This is a genomic window from Leptolyngbya sp. O-77 (assembly GCF_001548395.1).
In the GTDB taxonomy this organism is placed as follows: Bacteria; Cyanobacteriota; Cyanobacteriia; order Elainellales; family Elainellaceae; genus Thermoleptolyngbya.
The window spans coordinates 3,121,907-3,140,433 of record NZ_AP017367.1 but is presented as its reverse complement, the minus strand read 5'-3'; the positions used below and the strand labels follow the sequence as shown (position 1 = coordinate 3,140,433).

Annotated in this window: 19 protein-coding genes and 1 pseudogene; 9 read left to right on the top strand and 11 right to left on the bottom strand. The window is 57.5% G+C overall.

Going from position 1 to position 18,527, the window contains the following annotated elements:
* Positions 1–2 precede the first annotated feature (2 nt).
* The 3 genes and pseudogenes from tilS (at position 3) to O77CONTIG1_RS28395 (ending at position 1,886) form a co-directional block, all read left to right on the top strand.
* Entirely contained in the window at positions 3–1,016 is a 1,014-nt protein-coding gene (tilS, locus tag O77CONTIG1_RS13370) for a tRNA lysidine(34) synthetase TilS (protein ID WP_068511298.1), read from the top strand.
* Positions 1,017–1,178: 162 nt separating this feature from the next.
* Positions 1,179–1,481: an urease subunit gamma gene (gene ureA / locus O77CONTIG1_RS13365; RefSeq protein ID WP_068516556.1), complete on the top strand. Its 303-nt coding sequence runs from the start codon at positions 1,179–1,181 to the stop codon at positions 1,479–1,481.
* A 94-nt stretch (positions 1,482–1,575) separates the two neighbouring features.
* Positions 1,576–1,886: pseudogene (locus O77CONTIG1_RS28395) on the top strand (urease subunit beta).
* 76 nt (positions 1,887–1,962) lie between these two features.
* Here the strand turns inward: O77CONTIG1_RS28395 and O77CONTIG1_RS25200 are convergent.
* The 3 genes from O77CONTIG1_RS25200 to O77CONTIG1_RS13350 all read right to left on the bottom strand — a co-directional run bounded on the left by O77CONTIG1_RS25200 (position 1,963) and on the right by O77CONTIG1_RS13350 (position 5,844).
* Complete coding sequence (locus O77CONTIG1_RS25200) at positions 1,963–2,139, bottom strand: hypothetical protein (protein ID WP_172799686.1); 177 nt, start codon at positions 2,137–2,139, stop codon at positions 1,963–1,965.
* A 259-nt stretch (positions 2,140–2,398) separates the two neighbouring features.
* On the bottom strand, positions 2,399–5,083 hold the full coding sequence (locus O77CONTIG1_RS13355; protein ID WP_172799685.1) for a beta strand repeat-containing protein: 2,685 nt from the start codon (positions 5,081–5,083) through the stop codon (positions 2,399–2,401).
* 122 nt (positions 5,084–5,205) lie between these two features.
* Positions 5,206–5,844 carry a DUF1997 domain-containing protein gene (locus O77CONTIG1_RS13350; protein ID WP_225894580.1) on the bottom strand — a complete coding sequence of 213 codons (639 nt, stop codon included), beginning with the start codon at positions 5,842–5,844 and terminating at the stop codon, positions 5,206–5,208.
* A gap of 691 nt (positions 5,845–6,535) precedes the next feature.
* Here O77CONTIG1_RS13350 and O77CONTIG1_RS13345 point away from each other — a divergent pair.
* A complete protein-coding gene (locus O77CONTIG1_RS13345) occupies positions 6,536–7,138 on the top strand; it encodes a 2OG-Fe(II) oxygenase (protein ID WP_068511291.1) in 603 nt (200 codons plus the stop codon).
* A gap of 26 nt (positions 7,139–7,164) precedes the next feature.
* Here O77CONTIG1_RS13345 and O77CONTIG1_RS13340 read toward each other — a convergent pair whose 3' ends face one another.
* Together O77CONTIG1_RS13340 and nblR are read right to left on the bottom strand one after the other, a co-directional pair.
* Positions 7,165–7,749, bottom strand: a complete 585-nt coding sequence (locus O77CONTIG1_RS13340; protein WP_225894579.1) for a DUF192 domain-containing protein — start codon at positions 7,747–7,749, stop codon at positions 7,165–7,167.
* Between the two features lie 19 nt (positions 7,750–7,768).
* The gene (gene nblR / locus O77CONTIG1_RS13335; RefSeq protein ID WP_068511289.1) at positions 7,769–8,455 is read right to left on the bottom strand and encodes a response regulator transcription factor NblR; all 687 of its coding nucleotides are present in this window, start codon (positions 8,453–8,455) and stop codon (positions 7,769–7,771) included.
* Positions 8,456–8,519: 64 nt separating this feature from the next.
* On the opposite strand from nblR, the gene O77CONTIG1_RS26925 reads away from it, so the two are divergent.
* A complete protein-coding gene (locus O77CONTIG1_RS26925; protein ID WP_286132317.1) occupies positions 8,520–8,654 on the top strand; it encodes a hypothetical protein in 135 nt (44 codons plus the stop codon).
* A 126-nt stretch (positions 8,655–8,780) separates the two neighbouring features.
* Positions 8,781–9,365: a hypothetical protein gene (locus tag O77CONTIG1_RS13330; protein WP_084783026.1), complete on the top strand. Its 585-nt coding sequence runs from the start codon at positions 8,781–8,783 to the stop codon at positions 9,363–9,365.
* 21 nt (positions 9,366–9,386) lie between these two features.
* On the opposite strand, the gene O77CONTIG1_RS13325 is transcribed toward O77CONTIG1_RS13330, so the two are convergent.
* Positions 9,387–11,492, bottom strand: coding sequence for a hypothetical protein (locus O77CONTIG1_RS13325; protein ID WP_197673185.1), 2,106 nt, complete (start codon positions 11,490–11,492; stop codon positions 9,387–9,389).
* A gap of 338 nt (positions 11,493–11,830) precedes the next feature.
* Here O77CONTIG1_RS13325 and O77CONTIG1_RS13320 point away from each other — a divergent pair, with 338 nt between their 5' ends.
* Positions 11,831–12,529 carry a phosphatase PAP2 family protein gene (locus O77CONTIG1_RS13320; protein WP_068511286.1) on the top strand — a complete coding sequence of 233 codons (699 nt, stop codon included), beginning with the start codon at positions 11,831–11,833 and terminating at the stop codon, positions 12,527–12,529.
* 1,137 nt (positions 12,530–13,666) lie between these two features.
* Positions 13,667–14,485 (top strand): late competence development ComFB family protein, encoded by an 819-nt coding sequence (locus tag O77CONTIG1_RS13315; RefSeq protein WP_068511284.1) that lies wholly within the window; start codon positions 13,667–13,669, stop codon positions 14,483–14,485.
* Here the strand turns inward: O77CONTIG1_RS13315 and O77CONTIG1_RS13310 are convergent.
* From O77CONTIG1_RS13310 to O77CONTIG1_RS26920, 4 genes are all read right to left on the bottom strand, one after another.
* Positions 14,482–15,393, bottom strand: coding sequence for a DMT family transporter (locus O77CONTIG1_RS13310; RefSeq protein WP_286132316.1), 912 nt, complete (start codon positions 15,391–15,393; stop codon positions 14,482–14,484). The two genes, O77CONTIG1_RS13315 and O77CONTIG1_RS13310, sit on opposite strands and share 4 nt — an antisense overlap.
* A gap of 234 nt (positions 15,394–15,627) precedes the next feature.
* Positions 15,628–15,927 carry a hypothetical protein gene (locus tag O77CONTIG1_RS13305; RefSeq protein ID WP_068511281.1) on the bottom strand — a complete coding sequence of 100 codons (300 nt, stop codon included), beginning with the start codon at positions 15,925–15,927 and terminating at the stop codon, positions 15,628–15,630.
* Positions 15,928–16,083: 156 nt separating this feature from the next.
* A complete protein-coding gene (locus tag O77CONTIG1_RS13300; protein ID WP_068511280.1) occupies positions 16,084–16,794 on the bottom strand; it encodes a cytochrome b/b6 domain-containing protein in 711 nt (236 codons plus the stop codon).
* Between the two features lie 233 nt (positions 16,795–17,027).
* Positions 17,028–17,156: a hypothetical protein gene (locus tag O77CONTIG1_RS26920; protein WP_286132315.1), complete on the bottom strand. Its 129-nt coding sequence runs from the start codon at positions 17,154–17,156 to the stop codon at positions 17,028–17,030.
* Between the two features lie 258 nt (positions 17,157–17,414).
* Between O77CONTIG1_RS26920 and O77CONTIG1_RS13295 the strand changes: the two genes are divergently transcribed.
* Entirely contained in the window at positions 17,415–17,936 is a 522-nt protein-coding gene (locus tag O77CONTIG1_RS13295) for a pentapeptide repeat-containing protein (RefSeq protein WP_255548881.1), read from the top strand.
* 62 nt (positions 17,937–17,998) lie between these two features.
* Here the strand turns inward: O77CONTIG1_RS13295 and O77CONTIG1_RS13290 are convergent, their stop codons facing one another.
* Positions 17,999–18,445, bottom strand: coding sequence for a hypothetical protein (locus tag O77CONTIG1_RS13290; RefSeq protein ID WP_156435243.1), 447 nt, complete (start codon positions 18,443–18,445; stop codon positions 17,999–18,001).
* Positions 18,446–18,527 lie beyond the last annotated feature (82 nt).

Genomic DNA, 18,527 nt, shown 5'->3' with positions numbered 1-18,527 from the left:
CGATGGCTCCTTCCCCTTGGACACCGCTTCATGCTCGGTTGCACCGGGGCATCCGGCAGCGGCAGTTGTTTTGCAGGGGCGATCGCCTCCTGGTGGCAGTGTCGGGCGGACAAGACTCGCTGTGTTTGGCGCAACTGCTGCTGGATTTGCAGCCCAAGTGGGGATGGGAACTGGCGATCGCCCATTGCAACCATCGCTGGCGACCGGATGCCGGGGCAAATGCCGACTACGTGCGATCGCTGGCAGAGTCCTGGGGCGTTCCGGTGTATGTGGAAACGGCAGCAGATATTCCGGCGAGCGAGGCGGCAGCGCGGGCGTGGCGCTATGAAGTGCTGGGGGCGATCGCCCGTGCCCACGGCTATTCCCGCGTTGCAACCGGCCACACGATGAGCGATCGCGCCGAAACGCTGCTGTATAATCTAGTGCGGGGCAGCGGAGCCGACGGGCTACAATCCCTTAGCTGGCTGCGCGACCTGTGCCCCAGCGTGGCGCTGGTGCGGCCGCTGCTGGATGTGCGCCGGGTCGAAACCGCCGAGTTTTGCCAGTCGCGGGGTTTGCGCGTGTGGGAAGACAGCACCAATCAGGATTTGCGCCATCCCCGCAACCGCATCCGCCAGGACATCTTGCCCGCCCTAAAAGCGCACTTGAATCCCCAGGCAGAGGCGGCCCTGGCCCACACCGCCGAACTGCTCCGCGCCGACGTGGATTACCTGGAATCTGCCGCTGCCGATCTGCTGCACCGGGCACTTCCGCCCGCCGCCCTGCCAGACGAGCATCCCCAACTCCATCGACCCACGCTGCAAACTGCGCCCCTCGCTCTCCAGCGCCGCGCCCTGCGCCAGTTTCTTGCCCGCCATCTGCCGGAAGCCCCCGGCTTTGAGCCAGTGGAAAAACTGCTGGCACTGCTCGGCGCACCCAACCGCAGCCAGACCGATCCGTTTCCGGGTGGGGCGATCGCCCGTGTCGCTGGAGACTGGATTGAACTTGTTGATCCTGCCAAAAGCGCAAAGAAATAAACAATTTCTCGCGGTTTAGATTGCCTATAATGCCGTAGAATCTGGCTGGGCTTGGCGCTGGTCTGCTGGGTGGAGCCTGGTTATGCACGCATCCCCCCTGACCTGGCCCGCCATTGTCCAACATTGCCAGATGCTCTTGATGACGCTGCGATCGCCCACACCATGCAACTGACTCCCCAGGAAAAAGACAAACTCCTCATCTTTACTGCCGCCCTGCTGGCCGAGCGCCGCAAAGCCAAAGGTCTGAAGCTCAACTATCCCGAATCCGTTGCCTACATTTCCGCCGCAATCCTGGAAGGCGCACGGGAAGGGCGCACCGTCGCCGACCTGATGACCTACGGCACCACCCTCCTTAGCCGCAGCGATGTAATGGACGGCATCGCCGAAATGCTCCACGAAGTACAAGTCGAAGCCACCTTCCCCGACGGGACGAAGCTAGTGACCGTGCATGATCCGATTCGATAATGCTCGATGAGGATGGAGGATGGATGAAAGGGTGGCATAGCTTCATCGCTTTCATCTGTTACGCCCCATGATCCCAACCCCACAACCCCTGCCCATGATTCCTGGCGAACTCTTCACTGAACCTGGCGACATCGAACTCAATGCGGGCCGTCCGACGGTGACGCTGATGGTCGCCAATACGGGCGATCGCCCCCATTCAGGTCGGCTCCCATTTCCCACTTTTTTGAGGTGAATGCGGCGCTCTCGTTTGACCGCAACCAGGCGCGAGGAATGCGGCTGGACATTCCGGCAGGAACGGCGGTGCGCTTTGAACCGGGCGACGAAAAGGAGGTGACGCTGGTGGCGCTGGTGGGCAGCCGTCAGGTCTATGGCCTGAACGCACAAATCAACGGGCCGCTGGATTAAAGCAGCCCGTTTGCGCCATACTTTGCGCCATACTTTGCGCCATACTTTGTTGGGCAAAATTTTGCCCGTGTCTGGCTCAGCCCTTCAAAGCCCGTCTGAAGTTTTGTCGATAAGATGCATTGAACAGCATCACCGGCCAGAATAACGTCAGCATCAGACGATTTTGGTTGAAATTCGTGCGGTTAAACCCAGTCCAAAATTTCCAGGCACCCCCGATGTAAATCACCAGCGCAAGAAACGTAAGAAGGTTCATCTTGACCTCTCAATAATGCTCAATTATTACTTAGGACGTTGAAGGAACGAACGTAAACCTGGATTGCGTTTGACCTGAATTGCATCAACGCCATCCCTGCTAAGGATTACAACACTGCGAGAAACCTTTCCTCCAGTCTAATTCGCGGCTTTGCTGTTGAAGCGGTTCGGTTTTACGGATATCCCAGGAAGCAAGGATGAAGGGCGATCGCCCCATCCCAGTCTTCGCCGACTTTCCCCATCAACCTCAGCAACTTTCCCTAGCCCGGTGCAACGCATCCCGACGGCAACGGCTGAACCCCCTGAAAGCTTTCTGCTTCCGGCGGATTTGCCAGCAACACCACCTCGCCCGTGGCGGTCTGCTGCCAGCCCCGCGCTTCTTGCAGGGGTCTGGACGCTACCGACAAGGCAGCATCCGATGGCTCTCGCAAGGTCAGCGGCGAGGTTCGGGAATTTGGGTCATCCGGCACGAACGAAACCGTTCGATTGGAAGAGTCCAGGTTAGCCGTGTCCAGGTTAGCCGTGTCTAGAAGCGCTGTCTGTGTAGCGGTAGGGGCATGAATGGATGCGTTCACGCTGCTGGCAGGCGCAGCCTCCGCCCAGGAAACCCGAACCGATGGGAGATCAATCGCCTGATTGGGGCTGGGGGGCAAACCACCGCGACCGGTGACCACAAAGGCGCTGCGCTCAGTGGCGATCGCCGAACTGGCCGCACACCGCTGGGCAATCAGCCGCGATGCATCCACAGGTGCAGCAGGCAACTCGGTTACGCCCTGCGTCGGATCGGTGCTAGGCGGCGTGGTAATGGTAATTGTACCGCTGTTGCCCCGCTCAGAGGTCGCTGTAATATCGCTCTGGGGCGTGAGTTGCGGCTGCGGCAGAATGCCTGTAATGCCCCTAGTGAAAATATTGACCGCGCCACCATTGCCCGTGAAGGCGTTTGCCGTAATGTCGTTGTTTTCCGTTAGCACCGACAGAATGAAATCTGCCCGCAGCGTAAGGTTGCCCCCATCGCCCGCTTGCCCTGCAATGCCCGCCGACGTGCTGATCTGGCTGTTGCGCCGCAGCAGGAGATAGTCTTGCGCTGTCAGGCTCAGGTTGCCGCCCACGCCAGAGTTGGTATTGGCAACGATATTGCCCTGGTTTTCCAGCGTTGTGGAGCGAGTCGCTAGGGTCAGATTTCCCGCTCCCAGGGCATTTGGGTTGGCATCAAAGCTGCCCGTGGCGATGTAGGCTCCGTCTCGCACTACGAGTTCCCCCGTGGCGATGGACAGGTCGCCCCCCCGCCCGGTCGCCCCCGGCGCAAAGACGTAGGGGGTTCTCGGTGTGCCGCCCGACTGGCTAAAGATGCCTGCGGGCACGGCTCTCGTATCCGGCGTCGCCGGAGAGAGTCCCTGCACCTCGACCCGCTCACTCGCCCAAATGTTCAGGTTGCCTGCATCCGCAACGCCAAAGGTCGAGGTCTGAATCGTCGCGCCGTCTTGCACCCGCAGCCGCCGGGTCTGAATCTCGATCTGGCTGGGAATTGCGTCGGTGGGCTGAAACGACTGGGAGCCAAAAATCGCTGCCGACAGCGTGCTGGGAACCGGCAAACTTAGATCACCCGCAAGATCACCCGCAATCGGATTGCCCTGCCCATCGAGCGCTACGCCAGCAATGTTGATCTCATTGGCCAGAATTTGCAAACTTCCCGGCTGGCCGTTGCCAATCGTGTCGAGGCTGATCTGCCCGCCGTCCAGCAGGTTAAGCTGCCCGGTCGTCAGCACGATGCGCCCGCCGTTGCCAGTCGCGCCGTCCTGCACCCGCACGAATACACCGCTGCTTTCCGGGCCGCCGCTGCCCACCACTGCCCCTACGATTTGGATTTGACTCGTCGCCAGCAGGTCAATGCGTCCAGCCGGGCCGCTGCTCCGGGTATTGGCAAAAATCTGGGAGCCGTTGAGCAGGGTGAGGCGATCGCCCCGAATCGTGATGCGCCCGCCCGCCAAACTGCCTAGCGTGTCGGCGCTGATGTAGGATTCCTCATCCAGTCGAATCTCGCTGGCCCGCAGGCGAATTATCCCACCGCGATCGCCATTGGCGCTGATATCCGCAAAGCCCGTCAGGTTGATTTGCCCAAACGCCCGCACGTCGGCGTAATCCACCGACCAACCCTGTGCTACGGGAACCAGTCCGACCGTGCCCGCCTGGGCCACGCTGCCCAACTCGATGCGCCCGCCCGGTGCGGTGATTTCGCCGCCTGGAAACGCCAGATTGCCGCCGATCAGGGCGATCGTCCGATCCGGCAACACGCTTAGTCCAGCGTATCTCGATGTTCCGAAATAGCCCGCTCTACGTAGCGCCTGCGAAAAATTTGCCGCCTCGCTAAAGGAGGCATTCACAATCGGCGCAGGCACAGGGCCAAATTGTAGCCCAGTGGGAACGCTGACGGTCAGCAGCGGCGACGCTTGCGGATTGCGGGCACTGAACTGAGTGCCATCGGCAAAGCGAATCCGTTCGGCGGTGCTGAAAATGACGGAACCGCCCACGTCCAGGCGAGCATTCTCTCCAAATAAAATGCCGCTGGGGTTGATCAGGAAGAAATCGGCGGAGCTAATTTGCCCGTTGCTCTGCAACAGGCGGAGGATGCCGTTGATTTCCGAAACCGAACCGCCCATGACGCGAGTGATCAATCGCTCTACAGTGTCCACATTGCGAAACGTGACAGTGCGATCGCCCGGCGAAAACCGCTCAAAGCTGTGGAACAGGTTGCCGCCCCGCTGCGTGCCGCCTGTAATCTCAAACTCGTTGCCCTGGCGCTGTACCTGGGTTGGCGTAGGTAGCGTGGTGTCGCCGCGCACCTGAGCGCTGGCAGGCAGACCCGCACAGAGCCACAGCCCAACACATAGCCCAACGCCAAGCGACGGGATAGAAGACGATTTCAGGAAAGATGAAAAAAGTGGCATGACCCCCATCATTGCCCCCAAACCTGTCGAGGCGACGTTCCCATAGTATGTCAGGGGGCAGGGGTCAGGGCTAGGATTCGCTTGCCTCAGAAGCAGCGCTGTGAGAAGGAGGGGACTTTGCCCTAGCTCCACTTCCGCTTGCGGCTAAAGGGGATGCCGTGGCTGCTGTGAAAATCGTCCTGCACTTTGTGGGTAAGGCGGCGAGAAACCTGGCGCACAATCTGGTTCAGCAGGCGATCGCCCGTCGTTTGCACCAGCGCCTTGGGGAGCGCCTGGATAAAGCGAGGGAACTGAATCGAAACCGCTAGGTCAAGCTCCCACTCTACGCGGGTTAGCATGGGTTCCGCAGGATTGTCCGTCGCTGCATCTGCGGGCTGAACCATATGCAGCGCGGCCTGAAAATCCACCTCATAGCCTGGTGCAATGTAGTCCGGGATGTCGATTGTCTCAATTCGATAGAAGCCGCGTTGATCCTGAGGCAGCAGGTTCAGGCCGATTTTGGGTTCCACCTCATAGCCAAATGCGCCAAAACGACCAATCGTCAGGGCATAGCCGTTGTCTCCTAGAGGAGCCGCATCCATCGGCTGGGCACAGCGGCGAAACCAGGTGCGGTGATCATCCAGGTAAGCGACAACCGTCGGCGCGTCAGCCAGCATTTCCATGCAGCTTGCGTAATGCCCGCGAAAATGAGTCGGTTCCATCGTATCGAGCGTTTCTTCGGTCGCCGACAGGCTGGCGCTGTCCACGAAGGCAGATGTCATCCCTAAAAGAGGGTTAGAAGCGTCGATGGACTGATTGGTGGACCTTGCCTGCATAACGTGTGCGGATTGGTGAAGAAGTTGGCGAGGATCTGCCTGGGCATCCTGAGGGCGGCAAGCCGACAAGTCTACGGCAACTGTGCCAGCGATTTTGCAGTTAGCGTGATCGCTAGGGCTGTTACCAAACTTAACCTAAACTGACCTAAAGTGCCAAAGCGAAAGCTGGAAATTAACGCTGGCTCTATAGTTCTGATCTCTTCAGGTCTTTATTTAGATTTCTAATATGCTTAGAAGCTGACCAGATATCCACGATGATGGACATTTGTTTGGTGTCTAGGCTCAGCATAACGGAAGGTTTTCGACAGCTACCATGATTGATTTACGGAAAGGTGTGCCACTTTTGGGGGACAAAGACGGGGGGCGATCGCCCGAAATGCGCCAGAACCCCAGCGGATCTACGCAAAGTCCGTATGATGTTGGTTTAACGTGAGTTCGACTGCTTAGAAGGCTACAGGAAGGCTCGGCAGAAGTCGTCAAGGTTATAGAAGATTTGGGCGATCTGGAGGCGCGATACGACGGAGGTCATAGCTGATCAGTGTTAACTTCAAATCCAGTCTCAGCTTTTCCTTATAGACTTTTCTACCTTGTCGAACTCAGTTTATTTATCCCCCGCTGCCGATCCCACAGCCTTACCATGCCATACTTCCGCCAGCAGCAAAACGTATTCTCCGACGACTATCTCACCGAGTTGCGGGGGCAGATTCGTGCCTGCCGCTATTTTGCCGTGAATAATCTGAACCGGGATTTTGTGGGCACGAAGGGGTTCTCGGTGGTGTTTCGCGGCGAAGGGCGATCGCACGTCGAAGCCCAGTTTCCCTATTTCAAACCCTATCTGGACGCAGCGCTCCAGCCCAACTGCAACGCCTTTTATCTGAACCCGCTGCTGCTCAAGGGCGGATCACGGGTCGATCCGCATATTGACCGATCGCTGCGGTCCTATTGCAAAACCATCGAGCCGCCCGTCTGCGTCAGCGTGCTATATTTGCAGGTGCCGGAGCCGCTGCACGGTGGGGAACTGGTGCTGCGAAACCACCGCCAGCAGGTGGGGCAAATTCGCCCACGAGTGAATACGCTGGTGTGGTTTCAGGGCGACCTGACGCACTCCATCAACGGCATGAAAACGGAGGGCGATCGCCTCAGCCTGGTCTGCGAACAGTATGCGCTGGAGGCGACCGAACTGCGCGATATTCCCGAATTCACCATCGAGTCGCGGGCAAAGCTGGTGAAGCAGGCTTAATCCTGTATCTGGAATCAGGAGCCTCGCTAAGGGGCAGAATCGGTCGGACGCGGCGTGTCTAGAAAGCGGATATCGAGGCGATCGCCCACTTGCAAGCCCAGCTCCGCTGCTCGTCCTCCCGCCAGCTCAATCACCTGGTTCACCCGCACGCTTGTCGGCCCGTAGGTGGGGCAAGGCTGGCGATCGCAGGGCGGCGCACTGGCGACGATTTCCTTCACTTCGCCATCCAACAAAAACACCATATCTAGCGGAATCAGCGTATTCTGCATCCAAAACTGCACCGGCCGCGCAAACTCAAACGGAAACAGCATTCCCCGATCGGGCGGCAGGTCGGTGCGAAACATCAGCCCCATCGCCTGTTCCTGGGGCGTGCGGGCTACCTCTAGCTGAATCTGCTCATCGCCAATTTCCACCTCTGCCGAAATCGGCAAAATCTGCCCCCGAAAGGGTTGGGTTGCCGTTTCCTGTGGACCACTGCCGGAGGGCACCTCTGGCATCGACACCTCCGATGGGCTAGGGCTACAGCCCAGCAGCAGGGCGCTCAATCCCACTGCGCTCGTCATACAGATCACGCGAAATCCCCGCTTCAGCCAGCGATTCATATCACTCATTTCCAACATTTCCAACCTTTCACGCTTCTCGTAAAACATAACCAACGCCGCGCACCGTCTGAATCAGGCGCTTTTCGCCTTCGTCTTCGATCTTGAGCCGCAGATAGCGCACGTAGACCTCGATCACATTCGACTCGCCCATGAAGTCATAGCCCCAGACATTTTCCAAAATCTGCTCCCGCGTCAGCACTTCTCGCGGATGCTCCATCAGGTATTTCAACAGCTCAAATTCCTTCATCGTCAGGTCGATGACGCGATCTTGCCGCGAGGCGCAGCGGGTTGACAGATCTAACACCAGATCGGCAAACCGCAGTTGTTCGCTGGCGGCGGTATCGGGCTTCAGGTAAAGCTGCACCAGTCGCAAAAAGTCGTCACTGCGATAGGGCTTGAGAAAATAGTCGTCGGCTCCGGCCTCCAGGCAGGCCACCCGGTCGTCTACCATGTCTCGCGCCATCAGCAGCACCACAGGAACTCGCGCCCCGCTGGCCCGTAGCTGCTGGCAGAGCGATAGCCCCGACTCGCCGCCCAGCATCCGGTCGATCACAATCAGCGAGGGCTGAAATTCGGCGGCCTGGCGAATCCCAGTGGTGTAGTCGTGGGCGATCGCCGTTTCGTAGCCCGATTCGCGCAGGTCGTTGCTCAGGCTGTGGGCCAGAACCTCATCTGGCTCGACGAGCAAGACGCGCGGAGTAGGAGTTTGAGCCATAGGTAGAGCAACTTAAAGGAGAGAATAGATTGAAGCGTAAGTGTTAGTACTTATGGAAATAGCGGTGATCCTCATCCGTTTTAGCATGGGGGGCGATCGCTCGGTGCGTTTAGGGGGATTTGGGACGAGTTGGGTCATCCTGGGGCGATCGCCCCAAACTTTTAGCATTTATCTAGCATCTTGCCGTCCGCAAACCTAGTCTGACTGATTAGATTAGAGGAGAAAGTTCACATAGCTCGTTACATATCAGGTTCGTGCATCCTACTGGGCATCTACTGGGCATCTATTGGGCATCCATCGAGAGCAGGGGCAGAAAATGAAAATCATGACGAAGCGAGGTGTTTACCCTGCTGCCATTGGCGTTGTGCTGTTGGGGTTGACGGTTTGGTTCCTGAGTCAGTTCCAAATTTCCATTCAGTATGAAGGCGTGCCGTCTCCGATCGCCCCGTCTCCGGCTGAAGATGAACCCCGCCCGCCCGCCGTGCCCAGCCCTGCCCCCGCTGCCTCCCCTAGTGCTGCCCCCACAGCCACGCCTAGTGCTGCGCCCGCTGCCCCCGCTCCTCAGAATGCGATCGCCCAGGCAGGGGCCCTGCGAGTCAGCAACCAGACCGACCATCCTGTGCGGGTCGCGCTGCTCTCTCGCCAAACGAAGACCCGCAACGCAGACGGCTCCGAGCGTTATCCTGAACCCATCCATTGGGACTTTGCGCCGCAGGAAGGCAGCACCAAAGGTCTGCTGCTGGCGCTGCCCGAAGGCGAAGCGGATTTGCGGGTGCAGGCGGGTGACGTGATTACCGCCTTTGCCCAGGATGGTTCGCGCCGCTACTGGGGCCCCTATGTGGTGGGTGAAACAGTGGCTCCGGTGTGGAATGCCACCAGCCAGGAGTGGGAGCTAGTGCTGTCCAAATAATTTTGCCAAATCAGCCTTGAGCTAGTACTGACCCGGGTTATCGTCAATAGCCATCAAAAAGTTGATCAGGTCGCGTTGTTGGCGCGGGGTGAAGCCAGCCTCCGCATCTACATAGTAGGGGTGCCCAGTTCCATCTAAATTGCTACGAACCAAGGCGGGATCGGCTTGATTGGCGGCGACAACTAGGGCGCGGAGCTGGCGATCGACCAAAGCCGTAAGGCTATTGGCGGCATCGGGTAGAATGCCTCGCGAGAGTGTTGCTGATAGGCCCACTTGGCGCGGGTTGATAACTTCAAAAGAGCCATCTGTTTTAATCATCAGCGCATTTTTGCTCACCGCAACCCCACCATCATGTAGATAGGGCGCAGTGATAAATAAACCGCGCAGCGACAGAGTTTTGTAGCCGCCGTCTGGCGAGATGCCCTTTGGCAGGCTGGTCGGGCTATCGGCGATGCCTTCGGTTGGCACATCCAGCGTAGCAGCCTCAGCAGGGGGCGGCACGGGTGTATCGAAGGTGTAGAGCTTCGGCGGCACTAAAAATCTCTCCAACCCCAAGCGCGATCGCCCACGAGCCGGATTGGTCTGAATTTCGGCGATCGCATGAATCTTGTTGTCCGTGTAGAACGGTGGAAGATGGCAAGTCGCGCAACTCGCCTGTTCAAACACCTTGGCTCCCCGTGCCACAGAACCACTCTCCAACGCCAGACGGTTTTCCTCGCTGCGGTTGGGCGGCGGCACTAGGCTATCTTGCCACGCAGCCATGGCATTGTTGGCGAACAGGAAGGGGCCGCTGGCAATGTCAGTTTTGCGATCGCTGTCTGGCGTAAAGATCAGCCCGTTGTAGGTAAACAGGCTCGGCTCCAGCAGCGGATAGGTGCCCGCACCTGGCGCAGGGATCTGATCTTCCAGTTCTGCTTTTGTGAGATCGGGCGCGACCTGCCGCAGCCACACCGACGGCTTGACGGCATCTCCCTCCGGTAGGCGAATCTTGCGATCGACCGCATTTTGCAGCACCACCCCCAAATACACTTCGGGGTCAATACCTAGCGCTTCGGCGCTGCGTTGCGCTGCCGCCAGCAGATTCACCTCGGAGGAATGCACTGCGTTGTTAATCGCGCTGAGTCCACCAAAGGGCCCGACTGCAAAGTTGCCATCAAAACCAAACGGTCGATTTTGAAAGCTAAACGCAGTGGGAATTTGCGTGGTGTTGTTGATTCGATCAGGAGAGCTTTCAAAGTTGCCTTGGGGTACATCCATGACAGCACTGTCAAAGGCAAATTCCAGCTTTTTGGGGTCGGGCAGCGTCACAAGCTGGCCATTACTGTCAATAATCTGCTTCCCATTGCCCTGAAACTGGGGATCGAGCGGGTCGAAATTCAACCGGGCAAACCCGGCAGCGCTGTTGGGAGCCAGCGCAATGAACAGTGGAATATTCAGGTCGCCGTTGGGTACGCCGTCTAGCACATTGCCTTTGGGATCAAGCATGGCGTGGCAAACGGCACAGGTGATGTCGCCAGAGAGCTTGAGGCCGATCGGCAAAAAGCTTTGGAAAATATCGCCCAGCGTGCGAAACCGGAAGCCGTGGCGCTTTAGCTCAAACCCCGTGCTGACGGGCACCGCTGGGAACAACGTGCGATCGCCCACTTGAATTCGTCGCAATGGGTAAATCTTGAGATTGCTGGTGGGCACCATGCCCTGCCGCAGCACCGCCAGGATATATTCCGGCAGCAGGCGGGTCACGCCATTTTGAAAACCAAAGACGCGCTGCAAGCCAAACATATCGCCCACATCGCGATCAAAGAAAATTTCGCGCCCCTGCTTGAGCAGCGTTTCTGTAATCTCGACTGCGCCAATGCGGGGATAGGCGGTGGGGTCGTCTGGATCTAGCCCGATGCTGGCAACGAGCGATCGCGCTTCGGCGGGGCTAAGTAGCTTGCCAAAATAGTCGTAATAGCCAATGGGCTGAGTCGGGGCGGGTTGCAGATAGGGGTTGTCAGCCGTGGCAGGCGGAACGTCGTTGGCGATCGCCCCTGGCACCCCAATCCCCAGCAGCAGAGCCAGAAAGCATCCGAAGAGACCGATAGCGATCGCCAGCCCTAGCACAGTTCGTTTGCGAGGCGTGAGCATGGTTCATCCTCTCCAACTCGTCGTGAACTGACCTCAGATCTGATGGCAGTATAGGCCAACTCCAGGAAGACACCCGCCAGGACAAAAAACTCGTTAAAAAAATTATTCTTTCTGTCATTTCCCTAGCGCTGCCCAGTGCTGCTCAGAAAACCCGTTTGTGACACAAGAAGCGGTCGTGCGGGTTAATTTGTGCCATACTCAGAGCAATTTTGGGTGGGCGATTTTGGGTGGGGGATTTTGGGGTTTCAATCCAGAGTTTTTTTGGGATCTTCTTGCAGTTTTACCAGTGGCGTTGGGATAGAGAATGGGTATCGGGCAGAAGGGATAAGCAGCAAAGCATGGTCGAGGAAGTCGAGGAAGTCAAAGAGGCGTTAATCCAGGAAGAAATCACCGTAGTCCCGTCTCCCGTAAGCAGCCTGTGGATTTTGGGCGTGGGGCTGCCGCTGGCGGGCTTTGGGCTGCTGGGCTTTGGCGTTTGGAAATTGGGCAATTTTCCCTGGGATGAGCCGATTTTGCAGGCCGTTCATGCAGCTAGCACGCCTGCGCTCGACCGGATCGCCCAGGGGATGACGCGGTTGGGGTCGCCCTGGATCTTGCCGCCGCTGGCGGGGCTGATGGCCATCGCCCTAGTTCCGCTGCAACGCTGGCGATCGATCCTTTACGGGGTGCTGTCCCTGGCTGGCAGCACCCTGATCAACATTGGACTCAAGGACTTGTGGAAGCGCGATCGCCCCTTTTTGTGGGAGTCTGGCGCACCCCGTCCGCATGATTTCTCGTTTCCCAGCGGCCACGCCATGACGAGCGTTGCCATCGGGGTCGTGCTGCTGATTTTGCTGGGGTCGTCGCGCTGGCGGCCGTGGGCCACGCTGTTCGGGGTGCTGTTTGTCTTAGCAATCGGCTGGACGCGGCTCTATCTGGGCGTGCATTATCCCAGCGATATTCTGGGGGGCTGGCTGGTGGCGATCGCCTGGACGGTCGGGCTGTCCCTGTTGATCCAGCCGCAGCGCGAAAAAATCCAGCCGCAGGACGAAAAGTAGTTTAATTTCTCAGCTTTTGAGTCAAAATCGCAGATTTTGGTATTGTCAGGCAGACGTATGACTCTCGTGCTTGAGCGTCTTGCAGACCTTACCCTAGCCCTCTCCCAGAGGAAAAGGAACAAGAGTTCTTGCTCCCCGCTGCAATGCAATTCTTGGTTAGCCAGAAATCAGGAACAACTTGGAAATAGCCTATTTTCTCACCTTGGGAGTGTAAAGCAGTCCCGTAGATTTGCAGAAAGTTCGCAGGGCTTTACGTATTTATGCGTAGAGTCTCTGTCTCTTGTGCATCTTATAATGCAATCACGCTGATATTTGCTACGTGTAAGTACTGCTGTAGTCTGCCGCTCAGTATTGCTAGTCGCAACTGTGAATCAGGGCTGATGCCCTGGAATTGCTAGCAGAACTGCCAAAAGGTTTATCAGCAGGCCTACTAGCGTCAGAATCTGTCGTATTTCGGATAACACTGTCGGATTAAGGGTAACCATGTCAGGGATTTCCTCAGGGGCTTTTGGGCTAGATAGGGCGATCGCGGGTTATACTGAGAAAACTCAGATTAGTCTGCGTTTGTTTTGTAAGGGTGCCTGCTTTCAGACCAGCGAGTCTGGGAGCGCTAAGCAGATCTACTACTGGTTGCGGGTTAAACGTGTCGGTTTACGACGGCTTGCAGCTTGTGGCCAAAGAAGGCCGCTAAGAACTTTTCTCACTCGCGCTGGTATTTCGTTTACTAGCCTTGCTCATTCTGCTCTCTGTGGTTTTCATGGAGGGCATCAGACTCCTAGCCAGAGGGCGCTGAACGGGTTAGCCGCTTCTCGGCGTTAACCGTTTAGCCTCGGCATTTCGAGCGGTTATGGCAGCGTTGTAGGCTGTGGCAAAGTCCGCACCCTTGGACATACGCAAACCGCAAGTTGTCTCGTCAGGAGCTTCCTCAAAGCGCTAGCTCTGGTCTATTTCAACTCCACTCTTGAATTAACTTGCTTTTCTATACAGCGCTGCTTCCTAACTTAGCTTGCTAGGCTTGGCTACTGAGAGCTTGCCACCGCAGCGCAAATTTGCCACCGCAGCGCAAATTCAGAACTGCCCCCAAACAACCCAAAAGCACCGCAGTTAATCATCGCAGTTTAAATTACTGAAAACGTCATGAACATTTACCAAAACGCGATGGAGTCTCTGGTCGAGCAGGAGGTCGATCGCCAGCTCAAGGCATTGCCGCCCAAGGTTGCCTCTTATATCAATCGGCTAGAGCTGATCGCCTATGCGCTGAACCAACTGCCTGCCCTCTATGCTACGTCTGAGCACGGATTGCAGCATCAGATTCGTCGAGGCAGGGCTACCCACGGCGCACAGGTCGCCCAAGCGGTGCAGCGGGCGATCGCCGCGATTCGTCGTGATCCGTTGCGCTCCTATCAGCCGCTCCGGGCCAAGCAGTCGCCCATGCTGCAAGACGTACTCTGCCAACTGCGGCGCGTCCTGAAAAACGAGCGGCTGAGTTGGGAGACCCTGCCGATAGCCGTGGAGGAAGCGTTGACTGCGCCGCAGGGCCGGTTTGCGCCCGGTGCGTATCGCGCTGCATCCAGGGAAACTGTGACGGCTAGTGTTTCGGCCCCTGCTCCAGCCCCTATTCCAGACAGCGCTTCGCCTTCGGTTGGGGCCAGCAGCTACGCGGCCCATCGCCTGCATGTCAGACCAGAGCGATCGCTCTCTCCATTTCCCGATCCCGCTGGAGTCTCTGTGCCACCCGCTGCACCTTCGGCCCCGCCACCGCAAATGCCACCCCGGCAGTCCGTCCGCCCGGCCATTCGTCCTGCCAACCCGCCTGCCCCCCAGCCGACCAATCGCTTCCGGGGCAACCGTCCGGCAGTCCAGCAGCACCCGCCACAGCCGCCAGCCCCTCAGCCAGAGCAGTGGTCTGAGAATATCGAGCCGCCTTCAGGATGGGATAGCTGCTTTTTTCGCTAGGGTGTAGACGGTTTGGGAGCATTTCCTACGGCGGCGATCGCCACCCCTAGCAAAATCACCGCTGCCCCCAGCAGCACGGAGCGCCCTGGGTTTTCCTGAAAGACTAGAAATCCCAGAATGCTGGAGCCAACGGGTTCTGCCAGAATCGTCAGTGTCACCAGGGTTGGCGACACCCAGCGGACTGCCCAGTTGAGGCTGGTATGTCCGATTGCCTGGGGAAACAGCGCCATTAGCAGTGTGTAGCCATACACCACAGGCGGGTAGCCTGTATATCCCTGACCTGCCAGCAGCGGCAAGGGCAGCAGTGTCAGCGCAGCCACGCTGTAGGCTAGGGCAGCGTGATGCCCAATGCTCAACCCTTTGCGCTGCGCCTCGCGTCCCAACAAAAAATAGAAACTCACGGCCCAAGACCCCACCAGCGCCAACCCATTGCCCAGCAGCGGATCGCTACCCGCTACGCTGCCGGTGCTGCTCCCCAGCCCAATTAGGAGACTGCCTGCAAGGGCGATCGCAATGCCCAGGCTGGTCAATCCCGACGGCTTTTCCTTGAACCAGATCCACGACAGCAGCGCTACCCACACCGGATTCGTGGTTACGAGCGTCGTCGAGGCCGCAATTGACGTGTAGGACAGCGACGTAATCCAGGCGGCAAAATGCAGCGCCAGAAACACACCTGCTCCGGCGGAATACAAGAGCGATCGCCGCACGGTTTTGCCCGCATTATCAGGGTTACCAGATTTCTCAGCGCTATCTCGCTGGAGCGCCTCCGCTGGAAACCCACGCCACGCTGGTAGCAAAATCAGCGCCGCCATCAACAGCCGCGTCGCCGCCAAAAACAGGCTAAACCCGGCACCGCCTGCACCTGCCGCTTGCAGCGCCAGCCGAATAAACAGCGCCGCTGTGGACACCGAAAGAATTCCAATCGTAAGAATCAGCCAGACAAGCCAACCAGCCGGTCGAGAAGAAGCGTTTTGCAATTCAGGAGTGAGGGTTAAGGGGCGACCTTGAAAGCGACGCTCATGGGATATCCGCGAGCAATCTCCTTTCCAATAAAGCCCCTAAATTCTAATTTCACAGAGATGTGTTTGGGATGTCACTTTGTCGTCATAGCCTGCTCTTAAACTTTTGGATATGCATGCTCCTCACCCACCATCCCGGCCTCCCCGCCGGGATTTTTCATATGCGCCTGCATTTATCAATTCGTTCCGTAAGCCGGGAAAAAACTGTTCAAAAATCTGCTGTCCACGCAGCAGCAAAACGTGCAAAAAGAAAGATTGCGGCAATCCGGGGCGGGGCCCGGGCACATTTGGATAGAAGTCCCGCTCGATGATCAGCACGCGATCGCAGTGATTGGCCAGGGCGCGCCCCGTGAGCAGTCCGGCAAGGCTGCCGCCAATCACAACGGCCGTTCGGGGGCCGGGTTTAGAGAGGGAGGTGTTCATGGTGGGGCTGGAGAGTGAGGGTCTGGGGCAATCGCCCTACTCTCCGCTACAGGACGGCATCGCGAAATTCCCGATAGACCCATTGTAGGTCAGGCAGTTGGCATGGACATTTAACCCGCCGGGGTTGGGCAACACCTACTAATGCCTGAAGATTGGCTAATACTTGAAGATTGGAATGATCCAGGCCAGGGCGATCGCCACCAAAATCAATGCTTCCAGCAGCCTGATGCTACGGGCCCAGGTTAACCAGCCGTGTAGGGTGCTGAACTGACGCTGATGCCAGGTCTGGGCGATATGCCCTGGCCAGTGTCGGGGGTGATCTTTTGCTCGAAATCGCCAGTCCATCATCGATAGCAGCAGTGGCTGCCCCCCGACCTTAGCCGACATCAGCAAATGCAGCCCCAGAGCAAGCACCAACACCACCCAAGACACCAGATGCGTCAAATACCAGGCGTGGTGTGTTTCGCCGCGTGGCAGCCAGCCAGAGTCCATCATTTTGCCGGAAAACAGCGCAAACGTCATCGCCAGCAGCATAGCGGTATTCGTGCAGCGATGCAGCGCATACCACCACACGGGTCGCGCGGGAGACGTGTGAGTCAGCGTGGCTAGCGAATCGGGCTGGGCCAGGCGGCGATCGCCCTGACGAAAGGCATACAGCACCAGCAGCGGAAACGCCAGCAGCGCATATAGCCCAAAGGTGCCGTGGATGCCTTCAATGTCTGGCCAGCGGGGCAGGGGCAGGTCGATCCACCGAGCATCGTAGGTGTCGAACGTCCAAGCGGCGGTGAGGATGGCGGCGATCGCCGAAACTCCGGTCACGCCGTGCAAAATACGCAGCAGCAGAGGTTGATAAGGGCGGGTCGGCAAGGTCAGAAAAACCTACGAAATCTAGGAAATCAACAGCAGTCTAGGGATGGAAAACACTCCCCAAGATAATCCTAGCAAGCGGCACCGCAGCGCTGACAGACCCGTACAATAGAAACTTTCACGGACACTCCCCAGAAATATTCCTTGGGTCTGCCGTGCGAATTAGTGCAAATTAGATCGATCCGCTGTAGGTCTGCTGTGCCCTGTCCCCTAACCCTGGTTGACTGACAAAACTAGTCGGGGGCATCGCTGTAGGTGTGTATTTTGAACTCGATGCGATAGGTGCGTTGGTCGTGCTGTAGACAGGTCGTCAGATGGCTACGATGCGCCCAGGGCAACGATTGACCTAGCCAAGCGTTCAAGGCATCGTAGAGGGGGGAGTTTTTTTCACAGCGTTCATGGTTTTGGGTGGTATCTAAGCTTAGAACGCTGACTCCCCTCTTCTTCCTCAAAGTCCTGAAACCACCTCGCAGCAGGGTATTCCGGCTCTTAAAGTCAATTTTTGTCAGTCAACCAGCCCCTAACCTGTCAAGATAGAAAGAGTTGCTCTTAGAAATGCTTCAGAAAAGAGTTGCCCACAAAGAGCGACTGACTCCGTTCTGAAATTGCAGGAGGCAGCTATGCGCTGGAACACTCGGATCGCAGCAGGACTGGGAATGGCGATCGCCCTCTTGATCGGCACCATTTTGGGCTGGAGTATGCCTGCCTATGCCCAGGCTGCAAAGTATGCGCCACCACCGTCCTACAGCAATGCAGAACTGCGGAAACATGATTTTTCAGGACAGGAACTCCGTTCCGCCGAGTTTTCCAACGCCAATCTCGATCAGGCAAATTTTACAGGTGCAAATGTGCGCGGCGGTGTGTTCAGCGCGTCGGTTCTCACGGATGCAATTTTGCACGGCGCAGATTTGAGCAATGCTATGCTGGATCAGGTGAAATTTAAAGGCGCGGATCTGAGCGATGCCGTGTTGACTGAAACGATTCTTTTGCGTTCCACCTTTCAGGATGTCAATATCACGGGCGCTGATTTTACCGATGCCATTTTGGATGGCGCTCAGGTGAAAGAACTGTGCAAAATTGCCGACGGGGTGAACCCGACAACGGGCGTGGAAACGCGATACTCGCTGGGGTGTCGGGATTAGGGCGATCGCACTTGAGCGTAATACAGGAGGGCGATCGCCCGCTCATCGCCTAATCGACTGGCTTACCGAACCTGGAGTCGGAAGCTGTAATTAATGCGATTGCCGTCGGTCACGATTTTGGTGTAGTACGTGCCAGCCTTCAGCTTAATTGAAAAGCGATCAGATTCCAGCGGGGCCCGCAGCGTGTCGGATACCTTGAGGGCACGTTTTCTGCTGTCTAAGATAGCGCCCCGAATATAGCGTCGGCTGATGAGTTCCTGAATCGTGACATTCAGAGACACGGTGCGCTGGCGAGTAATTTTGAATTTGAAGAAGTCTGGGCTTTTTTTACCCACATTTCCCGCAGCCGATCGGCTACTGCCCGCGTTTAGCGTACCAAAGTTGCGCTCGCTGGAGGCGCGTACCGTCCGAGTGGGGCGGAGGCTGTCGAACGTGGTCGCTGCTCGCAACCCGGAGGGCTGCACACCCGCAGCAGCGCGGAGTTCGGTTCCCAAAGCAGCTTGGTTCAAAGATCTGGCATCAGAAAACATATATTAAATGGCAGAGAGGATAAGGCAGTATAGACCACTCGCTGTCGAATGCTCGGTTAGC

Bases quoted from the DNA above. Each gene is read 5' to 3' on its own strand.
- O77CONTIG1_RS25200 (WP_172799686.1), bottom strand. From the start codon at position 2,139: ATGAACCTTCTTACGTTTCTTGCGCTGGTGATTTACATCGGGGGTGCC.
- ureA (WP_068516556.1), top strand. From the start codon at position 1,179: ATGCAACTGACTCCCCAGGAAAAAGACAAACTCCTCATCTTTACTGCC.
- O77CONTIG1_RS13350 (WP_225894580.1), bottom strand. From the start codon at position 5,844: ATGACATCTGCCTTCGTGGACAGCGCCAGCCTGTCGGCGACCGAAGAA.
- nblR (WP_068511289.1), bottom strand. From the start codon at position 8,455: ATGGCTCAAACTCCTACTCCGCGCGTCTTGCTCGTCGAGCCAGATGAG.
- tilS (WP_068511298.1), top strand. From the start codon at position 3: ATGGCTCCTTCCCCTTGGACACCGCTTCATGCTCGGTTGCACCGGGGC.
- O77CONTIG1_RS13315 (WP_068511284.1), top strand. From the start codon at position 13,667: ATGAACATTTACCAAAACGCGATGGAGTCTCTGGTCGAGCAGGAGGTC.
- O77CONTIG1_RS13320 (WP_068511286.1), top strand. From the start codon at position 11,831: ATGGTCGAGGAAGTCGAGGAAGTCAAAGAGGCGTTAATCCAGGAAGAA.
- O77CONTIG1_RS13305 (WP_068511281.1), bottom strand. From the start codon at position 15,927: ATGAACACCTCCCTCTCTAAACCCGGCCCCCGAACGGCCGTTGTGATT.
- O77CONTIG1_RS13340 (WP_225894579.1), bottom strand. From the start codon at position 7,749: ATGAGTGATATGAATCGCTGGCTGAAGCGGGGATTTCGCGTGATCTGT.
- O77CONTIG1_RS13345 (WP_068511291.1), top strand. From the start codon at position 6,536: ATGCCATACTTCCGCCAGCAGCAAAACGTATTCTCCGACGACTATCTC.
- O77CONTIG1_RS13355 (WP_172799685.1), bottom strand. From the start codon at position 5,083: ATGCCACTTTTTTCATCTTTCCTGAAATCGTCTTCTATCCCGTCGCTT.
- O77CONTIG1_RS13325 (WP_197673185.1), bottom strand. From the start codon at position 11,492: ATGCTCACGCCTCGCAAACGAACTGTGCTAGGGCTGGCGATCGCTATC.
- O77CONTIG1_RS13295 (WP_255548881.1), top strand. From the start codon at position 17,415: ATGCGCTGGAACACTCGGATCGCAGCAGGACTGGGAATGGCGATCGCC.
- O77CONTIG1_RS13330 (WP_084783026.1), top strand. From the start codon at position 8,781: ATGACGAAGCGAGGTGTTTACCCTGCTGCCATTGGCGTTGTGCTGTTG.